General features: G+C 73.9%; 18 protein-coding genes. 7 read left to right on the top strand and 11 right to left on the bottom strand.

All coding sequences use genetic code 11. The annotated features are described in order from the left end of the window. Positions 1-27: 27 nt before the first annotated feature. The gene (merB, locus tag ACIQIB_RS06780; RefSeq protein WP_363606118.1) at positions 28-687 is read right to left on the bottom strand and encodes an organomercurial lyase; all 660 of its coding nucleotides are present in this window, start codon (positions 685-687) and stop codon (positions 28-30) included. A gap of 989 nt (positions 688-1,676) precedes the next feature. Between merB and ACIQIB_RS06775 the strand changes: the two genes are divergently transcribed. From ACIQIB_RS06775 to ACIQIB_RS06760, 4 genes are all read left to right on the top strand, one after another. Next, positions 1,677-3,449, top strand: a complete 1,773-nt coding sequence (locus ACIQIB_RS06775; RefSeq protein WP_400757056.1) for a trypsin-like serine protease — start codon at positions 1,677-1,679, stop codon at positions 3,447-3,449. 91 nt (positions 3,450-3,540) lie between these two features. Continuing rightward, a complete protein-coding gene (locus ACIQIB_RS06770; protein WP_400757054.1) occupies positions 3,541-5,214 on the top strand; it encodes a trypsin-like serine protease in 1,674 nt (557 codons plus the stop codon). Between the two features lie 537 nt (positions 5,215-5,751). Continuing rightward, positions 5,752-6,372, top strand: coding sequence for a choice-of-anchor C family protein (locus ACIQIB_RS06765; protein WP_400757052.1), 621 nt, complete (start codon positions 5,752-5,754; stop codon positions 6,370-6,372). A gap of 214 nt (positions 6,373-6,586) precedes the next feature. Then, positions 6,587-7,723, top strand: coding sequence for a peptidoglycan recognition family protein (locus tag ACIQIB_RS06760; RefSeq protein ID WP_400757050.1), 1,137 nt, complete (start codon positions 6,587-6,589; stop codon positions 7,721-7,723). A 55-nt stretch (positions 7,724-7,778) separates the two neighbouring features. On the opposite strand, the gene ACIQIB_RS06755 is transcribed toward ACIQIB_RS06760, so the two are convergent. Continuing rightward, entirely contained in the window at positions 7,779-9,002 is a 1,224-nt protein-coding gene (locus ACIQIB_RS06755; protein WP_400757048.1) for an alpha/beta hydrolase family protein, read from the bottom strand. 295 nt (positions 9,003-9,297) lie between these two features. Beyond that, complete coding sequence (locus ACIQIB_RS06750) at positions 9,298-9,654, bottom strand: ArsR/SmtB family transcription factor (protein WP_400757047.1); 357 nt, start codon at positions 9,652-9,654, stop codon at positions 9,298-9,300. A gap of 139 nt (positions 9,655-9,793) precedes the next feature. On the opposite strand from ACIQIB_RS06750, the gene ACIQIB_RS06745 reads away from it, so the two are divergent. The 3 genes from ACIQIB_RS06745 (at position 9,794) to ccsB (ending at position 13,239) form a co-directional block, all read left to right on the top strand. After that, a complete protein-coding gene (locus ACIQIB_RS06745; protein ID WP_363608185.1) occupies positions 9,794-10,993 on the top strand; it encodes an MFS transporter in 1,200 nt (399 codons plus the stop codon). 209 nt (positions 10,994-11,202) lie between these two features. Further along, a complete protein-coding gene (locus ACIQIB_RS06740; protein ID WP_400757076.1) occupies positions 11,203-11,607 on the top strand; it encodes a MarR family winged helix-turn-helix transcriptional regulator in 405 nt (134 codons plus the stop codon). Between the two features lie 498 nt (positions 11,608-12,105). Then, entirely contained in the window at positions 12,106-13,239 is a 1,134-nt protein-coding gene (gene ccsB / locus ACIQIB_RS06735; RefSeq protein ID WP_400757075.1) for a c-type cytochrome biogenesis protein CcsB, read from the top strand. Between the two features lie 450 nt (positions 13,240-13,689). Here ccsB and ACIQIB_RS06730 read toward each other — a convergent pair whose 3' ends face one another. The 8 genes from ACIQIB_RS06730 to ACIQIB_RS06695 form a co-directional block, all read right to left on the bottom strand. Beyond that, a complete protein-coding gene (locus tag ACIQIB_RS06730; RefSeq protein ID WP_400757045.1) occupies positions 13,690-14,262 on the bottom strand; it encodes a hypothetical protein in 573 nt (190 codons plus the stop codon). Then, positions 14,259-15,653 carry a hypothetical protein gene (locus ACIQIB_RS06725; RefSeq protein WP_400757044.1) on the bottom strand — a complete coding sequence of 465 codons (1,395 nt, stop codon included), beginning with the start codon at positions 15,651-15,653 and terminating at the stop codon, positions 14,259-14,261. The genes ACIQIB_RS06730 and ACIQIB_RS06725 overlap by 4 nt, the downstream gene beginning before the upstream one ends. Then, entirely contained in the window at positions 15,650-16,459 is an 810-nt protein-coding gene (locus tag ACIQIB_RS06720) for an ABC transporter ATP-binding protein (RefSeq protein ID WP_363608188.1), read from the bottom strand. Before ACIQIB_RS06720 ends, ACIQIB_RS06725 begins: the two co-directional genes overlap by 4 nt. 32 nt (positions 16,460-16,491) lie before the next feature. After that, positions 16,492-17,316 carry a zf-HC2 domain-containing protein gene (locus ACIQIB_RS06715; protein WP_400652615.1) on the bottom strand — a complete coding sequence of 275 codons (825 nt, stop codon included), beginning with the start codon at positions 17,314-17,316 and terminating at the stop codon, positions 16,492-16,494. Then, complete coding sequence (locus ACIQIB_RS06710) at positions 17,313-17,816, bottom strand: RNA polymerase sigma factor (protein ID WP_400652747.1); 504 nt, start codon at positions 17,814-17,816, stop codon at positions 17,313-17,315. The genes ACIQIB_RS06715 and ACIQIB_RS06710 overlap by 4 nt, the downstream gene beginning before the upstream one ends. Before the next feature lie 501 nt (positions 17,817-18,317). After that, on the bottom strand, positions 18,318-19,967 hold the full coding sequence (gene pgm, locus ACIQIB_RS06705) for a phosphoglucomutase (alpha-D-glucose-1,6-bisphosphate-dependent) (protein ID WP_400757043.1): 1,650 nt from the start codon (positions 19,965-19,967) through the stop codon (positions 18,318-18,320). A 182-nt stretch (positions 19,968-20,149) separates the two neighbouring features. Next, on the bottom strand, positions 20,150-20,449 hold the full coding sequence (locus ACIQIB_RS06700; RefSeq protein WP_400757041.1) for a YciI family protein: 300 nt from the start codon (positions 20,447-20,449) through the stop codon (positions 20,150-20,152). 240 nt (positions 20,450-20,689) lie between these two features. Beyond that, positions 20,690-21,742: a serine hydrolase domain-containing protein gene (locus ACIQIB_RS06695; protein ID WP_363608193.1), complete on the bottom strand. Its 1,053-nt coding sequence runs from the start codon at positions 21,740-21,742 to the stop codon at positions 20,690-20,692. Between the last annotated feature and the right edge of the window lie 834 nt (positions 21,743-22,576).

Below are 22,576 nucleotides of genomic sequence, written 5' to 3'. Positions count from 1 at the left end.
ACGGCCCCGGCGCGAAGGGAGCGGGGGTCACAGACCCCAGAAGGAACCGGTCAGCCCGACCGAACGCAGGTAGCCGGCCGCGGCGGCGGGTTCACGGCGCACGTACGGGCTGTGGAGGCGGCCCTCGTACCAGTGCGAGGCCAGACGCCACAAGGTGGGCAGGTTCAGGACGTAGCCGCGGTCGCGGCCGGTGGCGGCCAGCCAGCTGTCGACGCAGTCGGTGGAGCAGAAGAGACGCTGGTGGGCGCAGGTGTGCCGGACGTCGTCCCACATCCGGGTGGTGGGGACGAGGAAGTGGGCGACCTGGTCGCCGGCGGGCGGGGCCTCGCGGGTGACGGTCCAGGCATGGGGCCGGTCACAGGCCGGACAGGTGGTGGCGACCAGGGCCGGGGAGGCGCCGCGGACCAGGTGCGGCAGCGCGAAGGCGTCCCACGCGCAGCCGCCCCACCACAGGGTGGAGCCGCTCATGACGGAGAAGGCCGTCGGGACCGCCGAGAACGGGTGGGCCATCACGATCTCGTCGCGCTCGTCGATCACCAGGTGCCGGGTGAGGGCGAGTTGGCGCAGCCCGTTGCGCAGGGTCGATGAGTTCAGCCCGAGGGTCCTCACCAGTTGGTCGGGCTGCGGAGGGCGCCCGGTCTCGGCGAAGGTTCGATAGATGCTCTGGCGCAGCCGTTCCAGTTCCACGGCGCCAGCATGCCACAGGCGTGGCAGGCGTGGTGACAGTTCGTCAGAGTGTGTGGTCTCCGGCGGGGTGGACATCGGTACGGGTGGGTGTCTGCGCGAACGTGCTTGGGTGGGCGGGTGGTTGAGGCGGGGCGCCTCGGGTCTCCGGGGTCCTGGCGGGCGGGTGTCGGAGCCGGAGGTCCGGGCCTGCTGTCCCCCTGTCCCCCGCCGGTGGCGGTGGCCGCTGCCTCCTTCGACACCGGTCCCGTGCATCCCGATCGTTCGCAGGACCCCCTGTGCGCACAAAACGGCTGCGCCGTGTATCGGCGCGGCAAGCATAACGGGAACTGGTTAGCAGGCGGAAGGGTTCTCATCAGAATCCTTGTATTCCAATCCAGTTGACCGATCGGGGGGCACCTGGACGGCATCAGGCACTTCACCGCAATGCCCGATATTGACCGATGATCCCCCTTGCTCCGATTGTGGATCTTTGACCGCCGGCCAGGACAAAGTGACTCTCCTTCACATCCGTTGGGGGGCTTGCCAGGTGATCTAGACTTTGGCCCGGCATTACCGACTTGATGGATCAGGCCGACCGGAAGGGCAGGAAGGTGCTGGAGAGTTCGCTTCACCATGCCCGTCGGACCGGTTTCCACAAGGCGGGAATCGGCCGTTTCCAGCCCCCGCCCTCTCCGACCCTCGTCAAGCCGAACCGGAGGGATATGTTTGATGAACAGTCGTATACGCAGGTGTGTGGCGACCGGGTGGGCCGGCAGTTCCCGCGGCCGCAGCCGCGCTCAGTGTGTCGGCCTTCGTATCCGCCGGTACCGTGCCCGTGGGCGACACCGCCACCCGGGCCCCGGACGTGCCCCGTGGGCGGCTTCCCGGAGCGTCGGTAAGAGCCCCGGAAATGCCCCGGCCGCCGTCGTCGGACGCGGTGTCACCGGCTGGCCGAAATCCTTCCTTCATCATCTGACTTCGTAGTCACTCTGTTTCTAGGAACTGAACTCATGCTTCGTAAGACCTCATCCCGCACCTGGCGGGCGGGCATACTGGCCGCCGCCGTCGGCGCCGGTGCCCTGACCACCTTCTCCGCCGCTCCGGCCGGTGCCGTCACCGGCACCCCCGCCGCCGACGGCGCCTACGCCTACACCGCCCGCCTGGACATCGGCAACAACGTCCGTGCCTGCACCGGCGCGCTGATCGACCCGTACTGGATCATCACCGCCGCTTCCTGCTTCGCCGACAACCCGGCCCAGCCCACCGCCCTGGCGGCCGGCGCGCCGAAGTGGAAGACCACCGCCACCGTCGGCCGCACCGACCTCACCACCACCGGGGCCGGCAAGACCGTCGAGGTGACGGAACTGGTGCCGCGTCAGGACCGTGACCTGGTCATGGCCCGCCTGGCCACCCCGGTCGACGGCATAGCCCCGCTCGCCCTCGCCACCACCGCCCCGGCGACGGGCGAGAGCCTGCGGGTGGCCGGCTACGGCCGCACCACCACCGACTGGGCGCCGGTCAAGCTGCACTCCGGCCTGTTCACCCTCAACACCGTCAAGCCGACCGCCGTCGACACCACCGGGGTCAACGGCGCGGCCGTGTGCAAGGGCGACACCGGCGCCCCCACCATCCGCGAGGTGAACGGCAGGGCGGAGCTGGTGGCCGTCGCCTCCCTGTCCTGGCAGGGCGGCTGCCTCGGCACCCCCGCCACCGAGACCCGCACCGGCGCCACCAGCACCCGCACCGACGACCTGGGCGCGTGGATCAACAAGACCCGCCACACCACGCCGTCCGGCACGGTCGTCACCGGCACGCCGTTCACGATCGCCGACCCCGCCGACGGGCACCTGGTCACCTACCTCCAGGACAGCAAGAACCACCTGTGGTCCGTCGACCCCAACGACGAGGGCTGGACCGACCTCGGCGTCTACGCCGCGTCCTCGCCCACCGCCGTCGTCAACCCGGCCGACAACCACGTCGTGGTCTACGTCAACGGCCCGGACAACAAGCTGTACTCGTACGACACCCGGACCGGGCAGTGGACCCCGTTCGTCCTCACCACCTCCGGTACCGCCCTGGCGCCCGACGCGGTGCCGCGCACCGTCGTCGACCCCGCCGACGGGCACCTCGTCACCTACGTCCGCGACACCGCCCACCACCTGTGGTCCGTCGACCCGCAGGGCGAGGGCTGGAAGGACCACGGGGCGCTGGCCGCCACCGACCCCGTCCCGGTGATCAACCCCAACGACGGGCATGTCGTCGTCTACGTCAACGGGCCGAACAACCAGCTGAACTCCTTCGACGAGCGCGGCGCCGGCCGTGTCGAGTTCGTCCCCACCCCGGCCGGCACCGTGATGGCCCCCGACGCCGTCCCGAGCACCGTCGTGAACCCCGCCAACGGGCACTTCACCACCTTCGTCCGCGACACCAACAGCACCCTGTGGTCCGTCGACCCGCTGGGCTCCGGCTGGGTCAGCCACGGAACGATGGCCGCCACCGACCCGGTCGCCGTCGTCAACCCGGCCGACAACCACGTCGTGGTCTACGTCAACGGGCCGAACAACCAGCTGTACTCCTTCGACCTGCAGACCGGGCAGTGGACCCCGTTCGTCCGCACCCCCGCCGGCACCGTGCTGGCCGCCGACGCCGTCCCGCAGACCGTCGCCGACCCGGTCACCAGGCACCTGGTCACCTTCGTCCGTGACACCAACAGCACCCTGTGGTCCGTCGACCCCCAGGGCCCGGGCTGGATCCGCTACTACGGCGGCCCCTCCGCCCCCTGACCCGGCCTCACACACCACCTCCGGGCCGGTGACCACACGGCCACCGGCCCGGCACCAACCGGCTCTTCGTGTCCCGAGAGGAACTGAACTCATGTCTCGCACGGCTTCGCCCCGCATCTGGAAGGCGGGCATGCTGGCCGCCGCCGTCGGCGCCGGTGCCCTGACCACCTTCTCCGCCGCTCCGGCCGGTGCCGTCACCGGCGACGCGGCCGCCGACGGCGCCTACGCCTACACCGCCCGCCTGGACATCGGCAACAACGTCCGTGCCTGCACCGGCGCGCTGGTGGACCGCAACTGGATCATCACCGCCGCTTCCTGCTTCGCCGACAACCCGGCCCAGCCCACCGCCCTGGCCGCGGGCGCGCCGAAGTGGAAGACCACCGCCACCATCGGCCGCACCGACCTCACCACCACCGCCGGGAAGACCGCGGACATCGTCGAGCTGGTACCGCGTCAGGACCGCGACCTGGTCATGGCCCGCCTCGCCACACCCGTCGACGGCATAGCCCCGCTCACCCTCGCCACCACCACCCCCGCCGCCGGCGAGAGCCTGCGGGTGGCCAGCTACGGCCGCACCACCACCGACTGGGCGCCGGTCAAGCTGCACTCCGGCCTGTTCACCCTCAACACCGTCAAGCCGACCGCCGTCGACACCACCGGGGTCAACGGCGCGGCCGTGTGCAAGGGCGACACCGGCGCCCCCACCATCCGCGAGACCAACGGCAGGGCGGAGCTGGTGGCCGTCGCCTCCCTGTCCTGGCAGGGCGGCTGCCTCGGCACCCCCGCCACCGAGACCCGCACCGGCGCCACCAGCACCCGCACCGACGACGTCGCCGGCTGGGTGCAGCAGGTCCGCGCCACCGCGCTGGGCTGGAAGACCCAGGCCCTGGTCAAGGGCGACACCGGCCTCTACCAGGCCACCCGCCTCTACGACGGCTCCTGGACCCCGTTCGAGGACGTCCAGGCCAAGGCCGGCAGCACCGGCGGCGTGCGCGTCGCCTCCACGGCCGGCATCAACGGCGACACCCACATCGTCACCCTCGGCGGCGACGGGCGCCTGCACCACGCCATCCACCGCCTCGACGGCACCTGGCAGCCCTTCGGCGACGTCAACACCGTCGCCGGCAACCTCAACGACATCACCCAGGTGGCCACCGCCAGCGTCGGCGGCGACCTGCACGTCGTCGTGGTGGCCGAGGGCGGCCAGGTCTTCCACACCGTCCGCCTCGCCAACGGGACCTGGGCCGGCTTCGGCCCGGTCTTCGGCGCCACCGGACCGCTGAGCGGCATCACCACCGTCGCGGCCGCCGGCGTGGGCAACGACCTGCACGTCGCCGCCGTCGCGGACGGGAAGCTCTACCACACCCGGCGCACCGGCGACGGGACCTGGAGCGGCTGGGGAGCAGTGGCCTCCGAGGCCGGCGCCACCGGTCCCGTGACCTCCGTCGCCATGGCCCGCCAGGGCGACGCCGTCAACGTCGCCGTCCTCACCGACAACGGCGCCAACCAGTACCACACCATCTGGTTCCCGAACCAGACCTGGCAGCCCTTCCGCTCCCTGAGCGGCGTCCTGGGCCAGGTCACCGCCACCTCCATCAGCGCGGCACCCGTCGACCAGGACGTCCAGTTCGCGGTCGTCACCAACGACAACCGCGTCCTGACCACCGCCCGCCTCGCCGACGGCGGCTGGAACCCCGCCACCGCCCTCAACCTCCAGGGGATCACCGGCAACCACACCGGCACCGCCCTCACCGGCACCCTCTGACACCGCCCCACGACAGGCCCGGGGGCGGACGGCCACACGGCCGCCCGCCCCCGGGCGCACCGAACACACCGAACGCGCCGACATGGCCCCGGGCCCGGGTACGGGCCGCCCCGGCCACGGACCGGGCGCGGCCCGGCAGGACACCGCGCCCGCGTGGCCGGGCGCGGGGGGCCGTGGCACTGCCCGGCCGCGGCGCTGCGTTCCGGCAGGCGTCGCCGGCCCCGGGACTTCCCGGGGCTCCCGGTCCGCGTGGCCGGGGGTGTTGGAGGCGCGGGCGGGGCGTACGCGTCGCCGACGCGCTACCGGGGCCCCGGTGGTGCGGGCGGAAGAACGCCCGCCCCGGGGCCTCGGTCGCCGGCCCCGCGCCGCCGGTGGCGGGCGGCGGGCGGCCAAACCGGCGTGTGAGAGCCCACCGGTGGCGCCCCGCACCACGAGGCGCCGGCGCACCGGTCTTGGCCCCGTCTCCCGGCAGGCCGCAGGATGTGCGCTGTTCAGCCGACTTCAGGCTCTCGTACGGCTTCCACCTGGGAGGATCCCATGCTGACCTCGCGCGCCTGCGCCGCTGCCGTCACCGCCGTCCTGCTCGCCGCCAGCACCGCCGCGACGGCGCTGCCGGCCCACGCCGCCGGTCCGAGCGGCCGCCTGGCCGCCCTCAGCCGCTTCGACGACGGCAGCTTCGAGACCCCCAAGGTGGCGGCCAACACCTTCCAGGACCTCGTGGCGGGGCAGACCATCGGGCCCTGGCAGGTCACGAGCGGATCGGTCGACCTGATCGGCGCCGGATTCTGGCAGGCCGCCGAGGGCGACCAGTCCGTCGACCTCAACGGCTCCGCCCCCGGGTCCGTCTCCCAGGCCTTCACCACGGTGCCGGGGGCGGCCTACACCGTGACCTACTCCCTCGCGGGCAACCCGGACGCGGCACCGGCGGTGAAGACCGGCCAGGCCCTCGTCGACGGCCAGGACTTCCAGGACTTCACCTTCAACACCGCCGGCCGCAACCGGGCCGCCATGGGCTACGTGACCCGCCAGTTCACCTTCGTGGCGACCAGCGCCGCCACCACGCTGGCGTTCGCCAGCACCACCCCCAACAGCGCCGCCGGACCGGTCGTGGACAACGTCCAGGTCCAGCGGTGCGCGCCCTGCCCCTCCTGCAACTGACCGTGCCCCCGGGGGCAGGCGGCACGGTCCGCCCGCCCCCGCCGGGAGCGGGGGACGGGGCACTTCGGTGAACGTCCGGAAAAGCGGAACCCGCAGTAGCGTTTCCGCGGATAGATTCGGGTACTGATCGACCGTCACCGGGGGGACGGCGTCCCCGGTTGCGGGCCGTGGCCTCCCACGTGCCGGTTTCGGCCCGCGCAGAACAGGACTGCCCATGACCCACGCCCAGCCCGCCCTGCCCCGGCGCACCGTCCTGGGGGCGATAGGCGCCGGCGCCGTCGCCCTCGCCGTCACCCCCGCCGCGTCCGCCGCCGCGCCCGCCCCCGCCGCCGGGACCCCGGGCGCCGCGGGCGGCGGGCTCGCGGGCGGTGTGCCGCAGACCCGGGCCATCTCGCCGGCCGGGACGGCCGCCACCCGCGTACGGGCCGGCTTCCCGATCCGCTACGCGGCCGTGAGCTGGCAGGGGCCGCGCCGCGGCGCCTCGATCCGCTTCCACCGCGCCGGCGAGGCCGGCCCGTGGCAGCCGCTGCCGGCCGGCTGCGCCGGCGGCCCGGACGGACACGAGAGCGCCGGCGCGGGCGCGCTGGTCGCCGCCGGCGGCGCGGACGGCTACGACCTGCACCTGCCCGACGGCGCCTCCCGGGTGCGCAGCGCCGCGATCGACACGGCGCACGGGCCGGTGCGCGCGCAGGCCCGTGCGGTGGCCGGTCCGCTGTCGTTCTGCGGGGTGGAGTACCTGTCGCGAGCGGCGTGGGGTGCGGACGAGTCGAAGCGGTTCAAGGACGGGGTGGAGAACTCCCCCGTCAAGTACTACCCGCTGCAGACGCTGACGGTGCACCACACGGACACCGTGAACGCCGACCCGGACCCGGCGGCGAGTGTGCGGGCGGTCTACGAGTACCACGCGGTGACCCTGGACTGGGGCGACATCGGCTACCACTTCCTGATCGACGAGGCCGGGCGGGTCTACGAGGGCCGCTGGTCGGGCGATGACGGCATCCCGGCACACGACGCGGCCGGGAACGTGGTGACGGCGTTCCACACCTCGGGCTTCAACTCGGGGAACCTGGGCATCGCGCTGCTGGGCACGCTGAGCGGGCAGGCGCCGACCGGAGCGGCCCGGCGTTCGCTGACGGTGCTGCTGGGCGCGCTGACCCGGGCGCACGGGCTGGACCCGCGGGCACACACGACGTTCGTCAATCCCGTCAACGGGGTGACCAGGCCGGTGGACATGATCAGCGGTCACCGGGACTGGCTGGCCACCGACTGCCCGGGCGGGGTGATGTACGCGTCGCTGCCGCAGCTGCGTGCGGACGTGGCGGCGCTGGGCCGAGCCGTTCGCGGGGGTTGAGCGGGGTGTGCCGGGGCCGCCCGTCCGTGGTCCGGGCGGGCGGCCCCGGGCCGGTTCAGCGCTGGAGGACGATCTCGGGGTAGCGCGGTGACGGGCCGTCGAACAGGACGGTTGGACGGTGGCGCAGCTGGAGGTCGAAGAAGGCGGCCAGGTAGGCGCGTTGGGCGGTGATGGCGTGCGGGCCGTCGCCGGTGCCGAGGAAGTGGTCGAGGTCGGCGGCGGTCCAGGCGATGGCGGGCCGGGCCCGGGGCAGCAGGAGCTCGAAGTCGGTGTAGGACAGGTGCCCGGAGCCGGTGAGGTTCAACTGGCGTCGCCAGCCGGTGAGTTCGGGCCACAGGGTGTCCCACATGGCGTCGCGGGCGGGGCTGTCCCAGGCGGAGCTCATGAGCAGGACGGGCCGGGTCAGGCCGTCGGTGGCGGGGGCGCCGAAGACGGGGCCGTCGAGGCTGGCGCCGGCCTGGACGCGGGGGTCGTCGTGGAGGGTCTGCAGGGTGGTGGCGCCGCCCATGGAGTGGCCGAACATGCCGACGGTGGCGGGGTCGAGGGCGGCGGCGAGGCCGGGGGGCGGGGGACGGTGGCCGGCGTCGGGACTGGTGCCGGTGGCGGCGAGGGCGGTCAGCCGGTCCAGGACGAGGCGGGTGTCGGCGGCGCGGTAGGCGACGATGCCGGCATCGGTCATGGCGTGGACGGCGGCGGTGTTGCGGACTTCGAGGCGTCCGCCGGGGAATTCGACCTCGCCGGAGTCGAAGGTGTGGTCGATGGCGGCGACGATGTAGCCGCGGGAGGCGAGTTCCTCGGCCAGGGCGGTGTCGAAGCCGCGGTCGCCGCGTGAGCCGGGTGAGTAGAGGACGACGGGGTGGCGGGTGGTGTGGTCGGCGGGGGCGTCCTGGTGGCCGTGGGTGAGCGGCCAGGTGAGGCGGCCAGCGGGGGCGCCGAGGTAGTCGGATTCCAGGTGGGCCGTTTCGGTGGGGGTCGCCCAGGGGGCGGCGGGGTGGCCGGCGGTGGTGGTGGCGGGGTACCAGAGCTGGGTCTTGAGTTCGCGGGGCCGGGGGGTGGGGGCCCAGAGGTCGGGGCGGGTGGGGTCGGTCAGGTGCAGGGTGGTGGTGCCGACGGGGTGGGGTCCGGTGGGCGGGGGCAGGGCCAGCTGGATCGACATGGCCCCGGCGGGTACGGATGCCGCAGCGGCGGCGGTGGCGGTGGGGAGGGTGGTCAGGAGGGCGGTGGCGGCGAGCAGGGCGGCGGTCAGGGTCCGCTCGGGCCTGTGGTGACGGGTCGTCATGGTGGTCTGTCCTCGGGGTGGCTGGCGCGTGGTGGCTGGCGCGTGGTGCGGGTTCCACCGTGCCCGGGGTGCGGGGGCGGGCGCGTCCGGCCACGGCCGGGGATCGGGGCGGCGGGTACGACCCGGGACATAGGCCTGTGGTGCGATGCGAGGGGGTGTGGGGCGTCGCCGGGCCGGCGCGACGGCCACCCCGGGGGCGGGGCCGGCCCGCGCGGCCGGGGCGGGGCGGGGCGGTGTGCGGGCGGGGCGGTGGGCGCCGGCGGGCCGGGCCTGACCGGTGGCCCGGGCCGGGGGCTCACGGCGTGCGGGGCTCGGCGGCGGCCGGGGGTTCGGCGGGTGCCAGGGAGGCCAGGAGGGCGTCGAGGAGGCCGGGGAAGCGGGCGTCGAGGTCGGCGCGGCGCAGGCTGACGAAACGGTTGCGCCCGGCCACACGGGTGCTGGTGACGCCGGCCTCACGCAGGACCCGCATGTGATGGGAGACGGTCGACTTGTGGAGGTGGTCCAGGCCGAGGTGGCGGGGGTCGCAGGAGTGCTCGGCGCCGTCGGCGTAGGAGGCGAGCAGGCGCATCCGGACGGGGTCGCCGAGGGCGTGCAGCACCGCGACCAGGTCGATGCCGTCGCTGTCGGGCTGGGGCAGCCGTTCGTCTTCCATGGCCGGTCGTCCTCCTGTGGCTCCTGCGGCGGCTCCCCGCGGCGCGGTGGTGGTGCGCGATGGTTTGACAATCATCCACCAATCCCTAATGTTTGACGAGCGTCAAACTGTTGCCCGTTCGTCCAACAGGGGGGAACCCATGCCCGTACGCCTGCTCCTGCTCGCCCTCGGCACCTTCGCCATGGGTACCGATTCGATGGTGATCGCCGGGATCCTCGGCCCGGTCGCCGGCGATCTGGGGGTCTCGGTCCCGGCGGCGGGCCAGCTGGTCACCGTGTTCGCGCTCGCGTACGCGCTGCTGGCGCCGCTGCTCGCCGCGCTGACCGCCCGCTGGCCCCGCCGGCGGCTGCTGCTGAGCGCGCTGGCCGTGTTCACCGCGGCCAACGCGCTCAGCGCGCTCGCGCCCGGCTACGGGTTCCTGCTGGCCACCCGGGTGCTGGCGGCGGCCGGGGCCGCCCTCTACACCCCGACCGCCAACGCGGTGGCCACCACACTGGTGGGCCCCGAGCGGCGCGGGCGGGCACTGGCCACGGTACTGGGCGGGATGACGGTGGCCACCGCGCTGGGCGTGCCGCTGGGCACCTGGGTCGGGCGCTCCGACTGGCGGCTGACGATGTGGCTGGTCACCGCACTGGGGGCGGCCGCGTTCGCCGGACTGGCGCTGCTGCTGCGCGGCCTGCCCGCGCCCGCCGCCGCACCCGGGCTGCGGGCCCGGCTGGCCCCACTGGGCGAACGCCGGGTGCTGGGCGCGGCCGCGACCACACTGGTGTTCTTCCTCGCCTTCCAGTCGGTCTACATCTACCTGGCCACCGCCGTCGCCCCGGCCACCGGCGGGCGCTCCGAGCGGCTGAGCCTGGTCCTGCTGGTCTCGGGCCTGGCCTCGGTGGCGGGCAGCTGGCTCGGCGGGCGTCTGGTGGACCGGATCGGCGTGCGGCGGGTACTGCTGTGGGGCTCGACGGTGGCGGCAGCCGCATTCACGGCACTGCCCTGGGCGTCGGCCAGCATGCCCGGCGCGCTCACATACGCGGCGGTGACCCCACTGGCCGGCTGGGCCGTGTCGGTGGCACTGCCACACCGGCTCGCCTCGATCGACCCGGCCAACGCACCCCTGCTGATCTCCCTCAACAGCAGCGCCCTCTACCTCGGCACCGCCGCCGGCGGCGCAGCCGGCAGCGCGTCCATCGCACTACTGGGCGAACGCTGGTTCCCGCTCGCGGCCACCGCCCTCGCCCTGACGGCCACAGCCACCGCCGCAGCCACCACCCGCGGAGAGAACCAGACCCACCCGTCCACCTCCACCCCGGCCACACCCACCCCCGCCCCCGCCGCCCGGCCATAGGGCCTGCGGCGGGCGGGCGGGCGGCGGGCGGACGGCGGAAAAATGCGTGCGTTACGCACGCTTCTCGCACCCTACCCGAGGAACGCGTGCGCCACGCACGCTACGATCGGGGGGTGGACCCCGCACACACCCCTGGCACCCGGACCCCCTCCCCCGGACCCTCGTCCTCGACCACTCCCGGGGACACCGTCGCCGACGCCCTCGCCGTCCTGCTCAAGCGCGGCACCCGCACCCACCTGTACCGGCAGCTGACCGAGGGCCTGGGCGAGGCCGTGGACGAGGCCACCTACCCCGTGCTGAGCGGCCTGGCCCGCACCGGGGCCCGCAGCGCCGCCGAACTCGCCACCGAGATCGGCCTCGACCGCTCCGGTGTCAGCCGGCGCGCCTCCCGTCTGGAGGCCGCCGGGCTGCTGCGCCGCGAGGCCGACCCCGGCGACCAGCGGGCCACCCTGCTGGCCCTCACCCCGGCCGGGCACGACGCCGTGTCGGTGATGCGCCGGCGCCTGGCCGGGCGGATCACCGCCACCCTCGCCTCCTGGCCCCCCGGGGAGGCCGAGGCGTTCACCCGCGGCCTGCGGCGCTTCGTCGAGCAGGGCCCGTTCACCGGGCCCTGAGCCCCCGCCCCCGGGACGTGCCGGCCCGAAGGACAGGGCGGCGGGGGTTCACGATCCGTTCCGGGCGGCCCGGGAAGCCCCCGCACGACAGGCCGGAGGCTCCCCGGGCCGCCGGCGCTCAGACGCCGCCGGACACGGTCCCGGGGCCAGGAGGGGTAGAGCGAGAAGAGGTCGGCCCGGCTCCTGTACTGGGCGGTCCGGTCGCTTCCACGGTCGCGATCCACATCCGGATCGTCGCGCCGACCCAGGCGTCTTCCGGCGGCGAGCCCCCATGGCGGGTGGGGCGACAGAGGGCGGGCCGCACGATCCGCCGGACGGATCCGGTCACGGAATCAGCAGAGTAAAAATCAATTATCTTACAGCATCAACGAGTTGAGCATCTTCGACGAACGAGGAGGCGCCGCATGGGCACCCGGGGGTGCGTGCAAGAATCACCTCGGAGCGGCGGGCAACCACCTGGACCTGCCCGCTCTTTGACTGCTATTCAGGGAGCCTATGGTGAGCTTGTCTGCAACAGTTGACCTTCAACTCGCCCGCTTTTCCAATGTTTTGATCTACTCTGCGGTATCCGTGTACCTCCTGGCCATGTTTGCTCACATCTTCGAGTGGACTTTCGGCAGCTCGGGCTCGGTCGCGCGTCGCTCGGCCGAGCAGACCGGCCTCGCTGACGCGGCTACCGCCCCGGAGAGGGCCGCGCGCCGCGAGGTAGCGGTGACCGTTGCCTCGTCCGATGGGGGAACCACCACCCTCGTCCGCCCTCTTCTGGCCGGTGCAGGAGCCGCCAGCGTGACATCGGGCCGAGGGGACGGCGGCGGAACAGACGGGCCCGGTGCGGCGGGGACGAGTGCCAGGGGTGACCTCGCCGGCCGGATCGGCGTCTCCCTCGCTGTGCTGGGGGCGCTGCTCCACGTCGGCGGGGTTGCCACCCGGGGCATATCGGCCGCGCGGTGGCCGTGGGGGAACATGTACGAGTTCTCCTGTGCCTTCTCCCTCGCGACCGTGCTGATCTATCTGGGCCTCCTCGCCACGAAGAAGCCCGTCAGGTGGCTGGGGCTGCCGGTCACGGGAGCTGTGGTCCTCACCCTCGGCCTCGCGGTGACCGTGCTGTACACGGACACAGAGCAGCTGGTACCGGCCCTGCACTCCTACTGGCTGGCCATTCACGTCACTGCTGCGACAGCGTGCGCCGGCGCCTTCTACACCGCTTTCGCGGCGACGTTACTGTTCCTGGGAAAGGATTCGTACGAGAGTCGGCGCGCTTCCGGCCGGCCGGACGGCCCATGGGGGACTTCGGCACATGTCTGGGAACGTCTGCCGGCCGCGGCAACCCTCGACAAGTTCTCGTACCGGATGAACGCCGTGGTGTTCCCTCTGTGGACCTTCACCATCGTGGCGGGCGCCATCTGGGCCGAGGCGGCATGGGGAAAGTACTGGGAGTGGGACCCCAAGGAGACGTGGTCCTTCATTACCTGGATCGCGTACGCGGCCTACCTCCACGCGCGTGCCACCAGTGGCTGGAAGGGACGGAAGGCCGCGTATCTGGCGCTGGTCGCCTTCCTCTGCATTCTCTTCAACTACTACGGCGTCAACATCTTCGTGACTGGCAAGCATTCGTACGCCGGAGTCGGCTGACGGCCGACGGGAGAGGGAGGCGCGCGTGCCTCCCTCTCCCGGTATCACCTCGACCCGGTGGAACCGGGTCTCAGGAATCCCTTCGCTGGAGCACTGCGCCGACACCCGCCAGCAGGACGAACGGATAAAGGACGGTCGCGATCCACGCGGGACCGGCAGGGTCCGCGCTCCGGGGGGCTTCAGGAGGCCGCCCCTCGAACTCCCGCCCCGGGTGCTGTCATGGCGGCCTCTCGGGGCGGGGCACCGCCTGCCGGGAAAGGCCCGCCGCGTGCCCTCCCGTGTGGTCGGCCGTGCGGCGGCGCGGGGCCGACCGTCCGCGGACCGGCCTGCCGGGCGGCCGGACCCCCAAGAGGCGACACCCCCCGCTGGAGGAAAGGTGCCGCTGCCGCAGACCGTCCGGTACCCGGCAGGCCGCGCCGGGCCGACCGGGGCACGGGGCGGGCGGGCCCGTTACCGTCGCGGTCCTGCCACGGCGTAGACCGCGGTGCCGGTCACCAGCAGGGCCCACGCCGTCCCGGTGGCCGCCGCCGTGCCGGGGGGAAAGATCATCCAGCTGGCCACCTCTCCCGCGGTGCCGCGCAGAGCCGGGACGAGGAGGGCGTACGCGAGCCAGCCGGTCGGCAGGGTCCACGCGAACTGCGCCCCGCACAGCACCGCACCGAGCGCGGCCAGGCCGGCCAGGCCCGCGCTGTCTCGGACGACGACCCAGGCGGGGGCGAGCTCCGCTCCCGCCGTCTGGACCGCCAGCAGCGCCGCACCGGCGGCCGCGCCGGTCAGCAGCACGTGCGCCGCCCGCCGGGGTGCCCACCGGATCGCGGCCGTCCGCTCCAGCGCGGCGTCCTGCCCGCCGAGCCCGACGGAGGCGGCCGCCACGTTCGCGGCCAGGACCAGGACCGCGATCCCCAGGTCCATCGGGCCCGGGCCGCCCCGGTTGAAGGCCCACACCGCCGACGCGACGAGCAGGACCGCGGCGGCCGAGGCGGGCACCTGCCGTGAACGCGCGTACAGCATCAGCCACCTCATCGCGACGCCTCCCCCGCCAGCACCGCAAGCTGCGTGTCCGCGCAGGAGAGCGCGGCGCCGTGCACCTGGGCGATCCGCGAGCGCTGCTCGGCCGGAGGCAGGGCCGTCAGCTTCTCCCAGGCGGCTTCGGCGTCCGCCCAGGCACGGCGCGCGTACTCGTCGGCCTCCGGCTCCCGCAGCGGCCGGAGTTCGTGATCGCCGAGGGCCCAGCTCGCAACGATGCTCTGGACCGGGACGCCGGCCAGCCCCCCGCCCTCCCAGACGGTACGCGGTCGGCAGTTCGGTGCCAGACCCTGGGCGACCAGCCGGCGGGTAAGTTCCGGCCCCGCCGCCCCGGTGAGCAGTGGGTCGTCGAAGTCGATCAGCACCACGTCGCCGGAGAGTTCGCGTTCGCCGGCGATCGCGCGCAGCGTGGTCTCCTCCCGCACCGAGACCGGCGCCCGGTCGCCCAGGGCGTCGTGCAGCACGCGCAGCGCTTCCCTGCCGCGCGGGGCGAGTTCGGGCAGGTGTGAGCGGTGCGCCCGCGTCACGCACACCGGGCCGTCGCAGACCAGGGTGGCGGCGGCCTTGTCGACGACGTAGGTGTCGCGCGCGGCCGCCGGGAGGATCAGCAGGGCCAGGGCCGCGCCGGCCAGGACGGGGGCCACCGCGAGGAGCCGGGCCCGGCGGGTCGCGGCGATCAGCAGTGCGATGCCGGTGGCGAGCAGGCCGAGCAGCCAGAGCGTCTGGCCGAGGTCCACGGCGCCGGACAGGGTCAGCAGCATCTGCCGTGGCATCTCGGTCACCGGGGACAGCAGGCAGAGCCGGTTCGGCAGGTGGCCCGACGGCAGTGCCCCGTCGGTGAACAGCCGCAGGAAGACGGTCGCCGCCAGAAAGAGCACCGCCAGGAGCGGCGGGGTGAACACGGAGGGCAGGGCCCGCGCGACGCCCATGCCGAACACGGCCCCCGCGACCAGGGCCAGCACCGCCACCAGCGAGATCACCGGCCAGGACGGCGGCGTGTAGGTGGCAGGGCCGAGCGCCACCTGGACCGCGCCCACCAGGACGAGGAGGCCGAAGCCCGACGCCAGTGTGATCGCCGTCGCGCCGACCGGCAGTGCCGCGCGGTGCCAGGGCGGCCGTGGTGTGGTCGTCAGCAGTTCGGTCATCCGTGAGCGGGAATCACGCAGCCCGTGCACCGCCCCGAAGCCCACCGCGAGTGGCCACATGAAGGCCAGCATGCACCGGGTCGTCAGCGCCATCGACGTCCACTGGGCCGTCCACGCGGCGGCGCCCCGCCACCACATTCCGTCGATCAGGCAGAGGAACGCCAGGCTGCCGCCCAGGACGACGACGCCGGCCCACGGGGCGACGGAGCGTTTCAGCTCGGTACGCAGGACACGTGTGTTCACCAGGTGCCTGCCTGCCGGCCGCGGGTGCTCAGCAGCGCCGAGTAGCCGCGCTCCAGGGGGCTGTCGCCCGGGTGCTCGGTGCCGCCCGCCGCGGCCAGATCGTCCGGTGTGCCCTGGAAGACGAGGCGGCCGTCGGCGAAGAGCACCACGTCGGAGCAGGCCGCCGCGACGTCCTCGACCAGGTGGGTGGAGACGACCACGCAGGCCTCGCGGCCCAGTTCCTGCAGCAGTTCGCGAAAGCGCAGCCGCTGTGCCGGGTCCAGGCCGGCCGTCGGCTCGTCCAGCAGCAGCAGGGCGGGGTCGTTGACGATGGCCTGGGCGATGCCGGCGCGGCGCACCATGCCGCCGGACAGGGTCTTCATCCGGTGGTCGGCGCGGTCCGCCAGGCCCACGCGTTCCACGGCGCGCTGGACGGCCGCGGGGATGTCCGTCTTCGGGACCTCCTTCAGCCAGGCCATGTACTCGACGAACTCGCGTACCGTGAAGCGCTTGTAGTAGCCGAAGTCCTGCGGCAGGTAGCCGATGCGGCGGCGCAGGGCCCGGTGGTCGCCCACCCGGCCCACCGGGGTGCCGAGCAGTTCCAGTTCGCCCCCGGCGGGGGGCAGCACGGTGGCCAGTGCCCGGATCAGGGTGGTCTTTCCCGCCCCGTTGGGTCCCAGGAGGCCGTGGGTACCGGTGCCCAGGCAGAGGTCGAGCCCGTCGACGGCCGTCTTCTTGCGTGCGGCGCGCACTTTCAGGGCGCCGGCGCGGATCTCCCAGGCGTAGGTCTTCGGCGCGGTGTCGGCCGCGCTCGTCACGGGTGTCATGCGGTGGTGCCTTTCGGGGGTCAGTGGTGGTTTCACAGCGTTGAGTACGCGTTCCTGCGGGCGATCACGGCGGCGGTGGCCAGCGCGAGGAGCAGTGCCCATACGGGCAGCCGGTCCGGCTGCAGGGCGAGTTGCAGGGCGTAGGGGGTGCGGCCGGTGGCCCAGGCGGGTGCCACGACGACGGCGCCCCACGCGGCCGCCAGGGCGGTGGCGGCGCGGGCGGGGCCGATCACGCTGCCCAGGGCCAGGGCGGTGGAGGTGAAGGCCAGGGAGGGCAGCAGCCACTGGGCGGCCGTCATGGTCCCGGTCAGCCACCCCCCCAGCAGGAGCCCGGGCAGGACGACGAGGAGGACCGCCGTGGTGCGCCGCAGGAGCAGGGGCAGGCCGGCCCGGGCGGTCGAGGCCGTCAGTTCGTGTGCCGGGTCCAGGGCGCGCGACCACGAGGCGGCGACGCCGCACAGCGGCAGCACGGGCGCGATCAGCAGCACGGGTGAGGCGTCGCCGAAGACCCTCGCCGGCGCGACCGCGTCCAGCAGCAGCGCCATCAGGGTGACGGCGGCGGTCATCGCCAGCCACGGGGTCATCACCGGTGTCAGCCACGCCGACACCCACCTCGGGCGGCGGCGCGCGGGTGCCGGCACGGCCGCGTCCAGTTGCGGTTCCAGACCGGCCCGGACGGTGTCGACGAGCGCGGCGACGCCGGGTACCCCGGTGGCCACGCTGGCCGCCAGGCGGCCACGGCACGGCGCGCACGTCTCCAGGTGGGCCTCCAGCGCCCAGACCGTGTCCGCGGCCATCGCCGTGTCACCGCGCGCGTAGTCGTCGATCAGCCGCCCCGACGCGTGTTCCCCGCTCATGCCAGCGCCTCCCGCATCGCGATCCGGGCCCGGCGGGCACGGGTCTTGACCGTGCCTTCGGGCAGTCTGAGCAGGACCGCGGTCTCCCGGACGGAGAGCCCGTCGAGGACCGTGGCCTGCAGTACCTGTCGCAGTTCCGGTGCCAGGCGCCGCAGGGCATCGCCCACGTCGCCGCCGACAGCCTTGGCGAGTGCCTCCTCCTCCGCCGCGGGCACCACCGCCCGTTCCGCGGCGGCGACGGGCGGCTCGGCGTGGTGGGCGCGGCGCCGGAACGCGTCGACGAGACGGCGAGCCGCGATCGTCCACAGCCACCCGACGGCCGACCCGCCGACCGCGCTGCCGGCGAACGCGCCCGCCGCGCGCCACACCGCCAGATAGGTCTCCTGCATGACCTCCGCGACGATCTGCTCGTCCGCGCAACGGCGGCGCAGCCGCACCGCCAGCCACGGCGCCGTACGCCGGTACAGCTCGTCGAACGCCCCGCGGTCGCCTCTGGCCACCAGCCGCAAGAGGTGTTCCTCGTCCAGCCCGTCCGGTGTTCTCCTGCGTGATCTCACACCAGCCAGACGCCGGACACGGCGCGCGGGTTCTGCGCCCGCCGTGATCTGCGTCACGACGCCGGGAGGGGTGGCCGAGGACAGCGGGGGGCGGCGGGGGGTGCGGTCCGTGACGGCGACCGGGCCGGGGCCGCCGACAGGGGCCGGTCACCGGGGAGGTGATGACGGGGGGTTGATGACGGCGGGGTGGTGTGCCGACCGGGGGTGTTCACGGGCGTGCGGCCGACCGCAGGACGCGGGACCCGGGCGTGCCGGCCGCCCACGGGGCGTGGGACCCGGGGGTACGACACCTGTCGGCCGCCACCGCGGGCTGTTGCCCGCGCGGCGGTTCCGGCAGGAGCGGGCGAGACCGCCCCGCCACGGGCACGGGACGCCCGGCCGGGGGTTCCGGCCGGGCGTCCCGTGCGGGCGGCCGCCCGGTTCGGCGGCCCGGGCGAGGGGGTGTCAGGTGGTGGGGCCGGTGAGGACCTCGCCGACGAGCCGGCGTGCCTCGTCCTGGACCCGGGCGAGGTGCTCGGGGCCGTGGAAGGACTCGGCGTAGATCTTGTACACGTCCTCGGTGCCGGAGGGGCGGGCCGCGAACCAGGCGTTCTCGGTGCAGACCTTGATGCCGCCGATGGCCGCGCCGTTGCCCGGGGCGTGCGACAGGACGGCGGTGACCGGCTCGCCGGCCAGTTCACCGGCGCGTACCCGCTCCGGCGACAGCCGGGCCAGCAGCGCCTTCTGCCCGCGGTCGGCGGGGGCGTCCACCCGGGCGTAGGCGGGGGTACCGAAACGGGCGGTCAGGTCCTGGTAGTACTGGCTGGGGGTGCGGCCGGTGACCGCGGTGATCTCCGAAGCCAGCAGCGCGAGCAGGATGCCGTCCTTGTCGGTGGTCCACACCCCGCCGTCGCGGCGCAGGAACGACGCCCCGGCCGACTCCTCGCCACCGAAGGCGATCGAGCCCTCCAGCAGCCCGTCGACGAACCACTTGAAGCCCACCGGCACCTCCACCAGCTCGCGCTTCAGGTCGGCGGCGACCCGGTCGAGCATCGAGGAGGACACCAGCGTCTTGCCGACCGCCGCGTCCAAGGGCCACTCGCCGCGGTGACGGTAGAGGTAGTCGACGGCCACCGCCAGGTAGTGGTTGGGGTTCATCAGGCCCCCGTCCGGGGTGACGATGCCGTGCCGGTCGGCGTCCGCGTCGTTGCCCGTGGCGATCGCGTACTCGTCACGGCGCCCGATCAGCGAGGCCATCGCGAAGGGCGAGGAGCAGTCCATCCGGATCCTGCCGTCCCAGTCCAGCGTCATGAACCGCCAGGTGGGATCCGTCAGGGGGTTGACCACCGTCAGGTCCAGGCGGTGCGTCTCGGCGATCCGCCCCCAGTACGCCACCGACGCCCCGCCCAGCGGGTCCGCACCGATCCGCAGGCCCGCCGCCCGCACCGCGTCCAGATCCAGCACCGACACCAGATCCTCGGTGTACGCGGTGAGGTAGTCGTAGCGGCCGGTGGTCGCCGCCGCCAGCGCGCGGGCGTACGGCACCCGCTTGACCCCGCGCAGACCCTCACGGATCAGGGCGTTGGCACGGTCCTGGATCCACCCGGTGGCCTCCGAGCCCGCCGGGCCGCCACTGGGCGGGTTGTACTTGAACCCGCCGTCACGCGGCGGGTTGTGCGAAGGCGTCACCACGATACCGTCCGCCAGCGCCTGCGGATGGCGGCGGTTGTGGGCAAGAACCGCATGCGAGAGAGCCGGAGTCGGGGTGTAACCGTCCGCGCTGTCCAGCAGCACACTCACACCGTTGGCCGCCAGGACCTCCACCGCGGTCACCCTCGCCGGCTCGGACAGCGCGTGGGTGTCCGCACCGAGGAACAACGGACCACTGACCCCCTGCTCCGCCCGGTACTCACAGATCGCCTGCGTGGTCGCGGCGATATGGTCCTCGTTGAACGCCGCGTCCAGCGACGACCCGCGGTGCCCCGAGGTACCGAACGCCACCCGCTGCCCCGGCTCCTGCGGATCCGGATGCAACGCGTAGTACGCCGTCACCAGCCGCGCGACATCCACCAGATCACCCGGCTGCGCCGGCTGTCCGGCCCGTGCGTGTGCCATACGTCTTCTCCCGCCAGTTTCCCTGCCCGCACGCGTGGCCCCCACGGCCCCGCGCATCCTTCCCCCGCGCTCACCGATCGTAACCAGCACACGACCCCACCCAACGCACGGGGCACCACAGCACACCAGGCCCGGACCCGGACAGAGTCCGGACGGGGCCCGGGCAGGGGCCCGGGCGGGTGTCAGGCGGGCGGCTGCTGGCGGTGGGCGTCCAGGGCGGGGGCGGTGGTGGTGGCGAGGAACTCCGTGACCCGGTACGAGGCCAGGCCCTCACGGGCGAACGGGTCGGTACGGGTGAGCTCCTCGACCGCCGCCCGGTCCCCGCCGACCGCGATGATGACACCGCCGTCACGGGGCACCTTACGGCCGGAAGCGAGAAACGTGCCCGCCTCGTAGTGCTCGCGCAACCAGTCGACGTGCCGCGCGAGCGCGGCGTCGACGCGATCCAGGGAAGCGGTATAGGTCAGCTCCAGAACGAACATGACACCAAGGCTAGCCCCCGTCGTCCGCCCGGAGGGCGGGCGTGACGACGCTGGGATGCGTGCATCGCAAGGGCGGAGGAGGGACGCGATGCGGTGGGGGCACCTCCCGGCCGAAAGCTGGGGGCGTCGGCGCGCAGGCGGGAGGTTTGACGACAGGCCCCCGCCCGCGACGCCCCGTCAGCCGGTGCCGCACCGGGCCCGCGCCGGGTCCGTGGGCCCGGCCGGGCGCTGTGCCGGGCGTTAGGCCGGGTGCCGTGCCGGGGGTTCGCACAGGGCGGTGTCCACGACGGCGACGAAGGCGGCGACGCTCTCCTCGGTGGTCGGGGTCTCGTTGACGGCGACCGTCAGGTGGCGGCCGCCGGGCGCCATCGCGGTGATGGCGTGATGCCCGGCCCGGGTCGACCCGGTGTGACCGCTCCACTGCCCGCCGCAGGACAGCGGGGAGGTGATCAGCCCGAGTCCGTAACGGCCGCCCGGGCCCAGCCGGCCGGGATCGCCGGGCACCGTGTCCCGCATCCGGGCGAGCTGCCGCGGGGACAGCAGCCGCCCGCCGAGCAGGGCGTCGAGGAAACGGTTGACGTCGGAGGGCGTGGAGACGAGCGCGCCGCCCGCGCCGCCCGCGGAGGTGTTCCAGCGGGTACCGTCCACCCGCACCGCCGCACCGTCCCGCTCGACGGTGAAGTAGCTGTGGGAATGCCGCCCGCGGATGACCTCGGAGCCACCGGGCCAGTAGGTGTCACGCAGCCCCAGCGGCCGGATGATCCGCCGCTCCGTCTCGCTCTCGTAACTGCGGCCGGTGACCCGCTCGATCAGCAGACCCGCCAGGACATAGTTGGTGGTCGAGTAGTGCCAGGTGGTGGCGGGAGGGGGAAGCCGCAGCGCCGCCTCGACGAGTTCCCTGGGCGTGAAGTCGTGGTGGCGCAGCCAGTCGGTGTCGGCGGTGGCGAACGCGTCGGCGTGGTCGGGCAGGCCGCTGGTGTGCTGGAGGAGCTGGCGCACCGTGATGGTGCGGCCGTCGTAGCCGTTGCCGCGGACCAGTCCGGGCAGGTAGTCGTCGACGGTGGCGTCGAGGGAGAGCCGGCCCTCGTCGACGAGCTGGAGGACCACGGTCGCGGTGAACGTCTTCGTGATGCTGCCGATCCGCAGACGGTCCCCGGCACTCGCCGGTCGCCCGGTGTCCAGGTCGGCCCGGCCGGAGGCCAGGCTCCAGCGTCCGCAGACGGGATCGGCCACCTCCACGACCGCTCCGGCCAGCCGGTACTCGCCGGTGAGCCGCTCCAGTGCATGCGCCACGGCACGGTGGTCGCCGCAACCGGGTCCGTTCGCGTCCGGTAAGGGCCCGGCGGCGGCCGGGGCGGCGCCCGTCACAAGACAGACGAGGGAGACAAGAGAGATGGCCAGTACGGGTGTCCTCATGGACGCCCACGCTAGACCCGGACACGACCACACCACACGGCAGCGAACACCCGGATCCACACGGCAGAACGCTGCCGCACCACACAACACCGGACACCCGCCTCCGCACCACAGGACGCTGCCGGGCGCCGGGCACCGAACCGGGCCCGGTGAGCATGTCAGGCCCCCTCCTGCCAGGTCACAAGGCTCTGGTGACAGGACACAGCGCACGCCGGTTCCGCCTTGCCCGGCAGTGGCGGGCAGGCGCGGACTCATCGTCACCCACTCCCCCGACCCCGTACCCGCACCCGCACCCGCCCGCCGGAAGCCGGCACGTGTGCCCTGCCGCCCGGCCCCGGAAGAGACGCGAAGGAACGAGGAGGAACATGACGGTGGACCAGGACCTGACGTGGCAGGCACAGACGCTGCTGCCCACGTGCGACCGGCGGGTGCCGCGCAGGCGGGCGCGGATGCACGGTGGGTGTACCGGCTGCTGACGGAGGTCAGTCCGCGGGTGTACGGGTCGAAGCTGGCGTACGTGCTGATGGGGGCCTGCGAGTGGCCCGAGGTACGGAAGCTGCCGCGGGCCCGGTGGGCGCTGCTGGAGGAGGCCGGGCGGGTGGCGCGGGCGCTTCACGAGGCCCCCGTACCGGGCGAAGGTGCTCGCCCGGGCGCTGGAGGCACTGGCGCGGCTGGAGTGGTCGGAGCGGCTTCAGCGACGCGGGGATTGCG

The organism is Kitasatospora sp. NPDC092286 (assembly GCF_044755565.1).
Taxonomy (GTDB): Bacteria; Actinomycetota; Actinomycetes; order Streptomycetales; family Streptomycetaceae; genus Kitasatospora.
The sequence above is the reverse complement of the archived record's forward strand: the minus strand, read 5'-3'. Positions and strand labels throughout refer to the sequence as shown.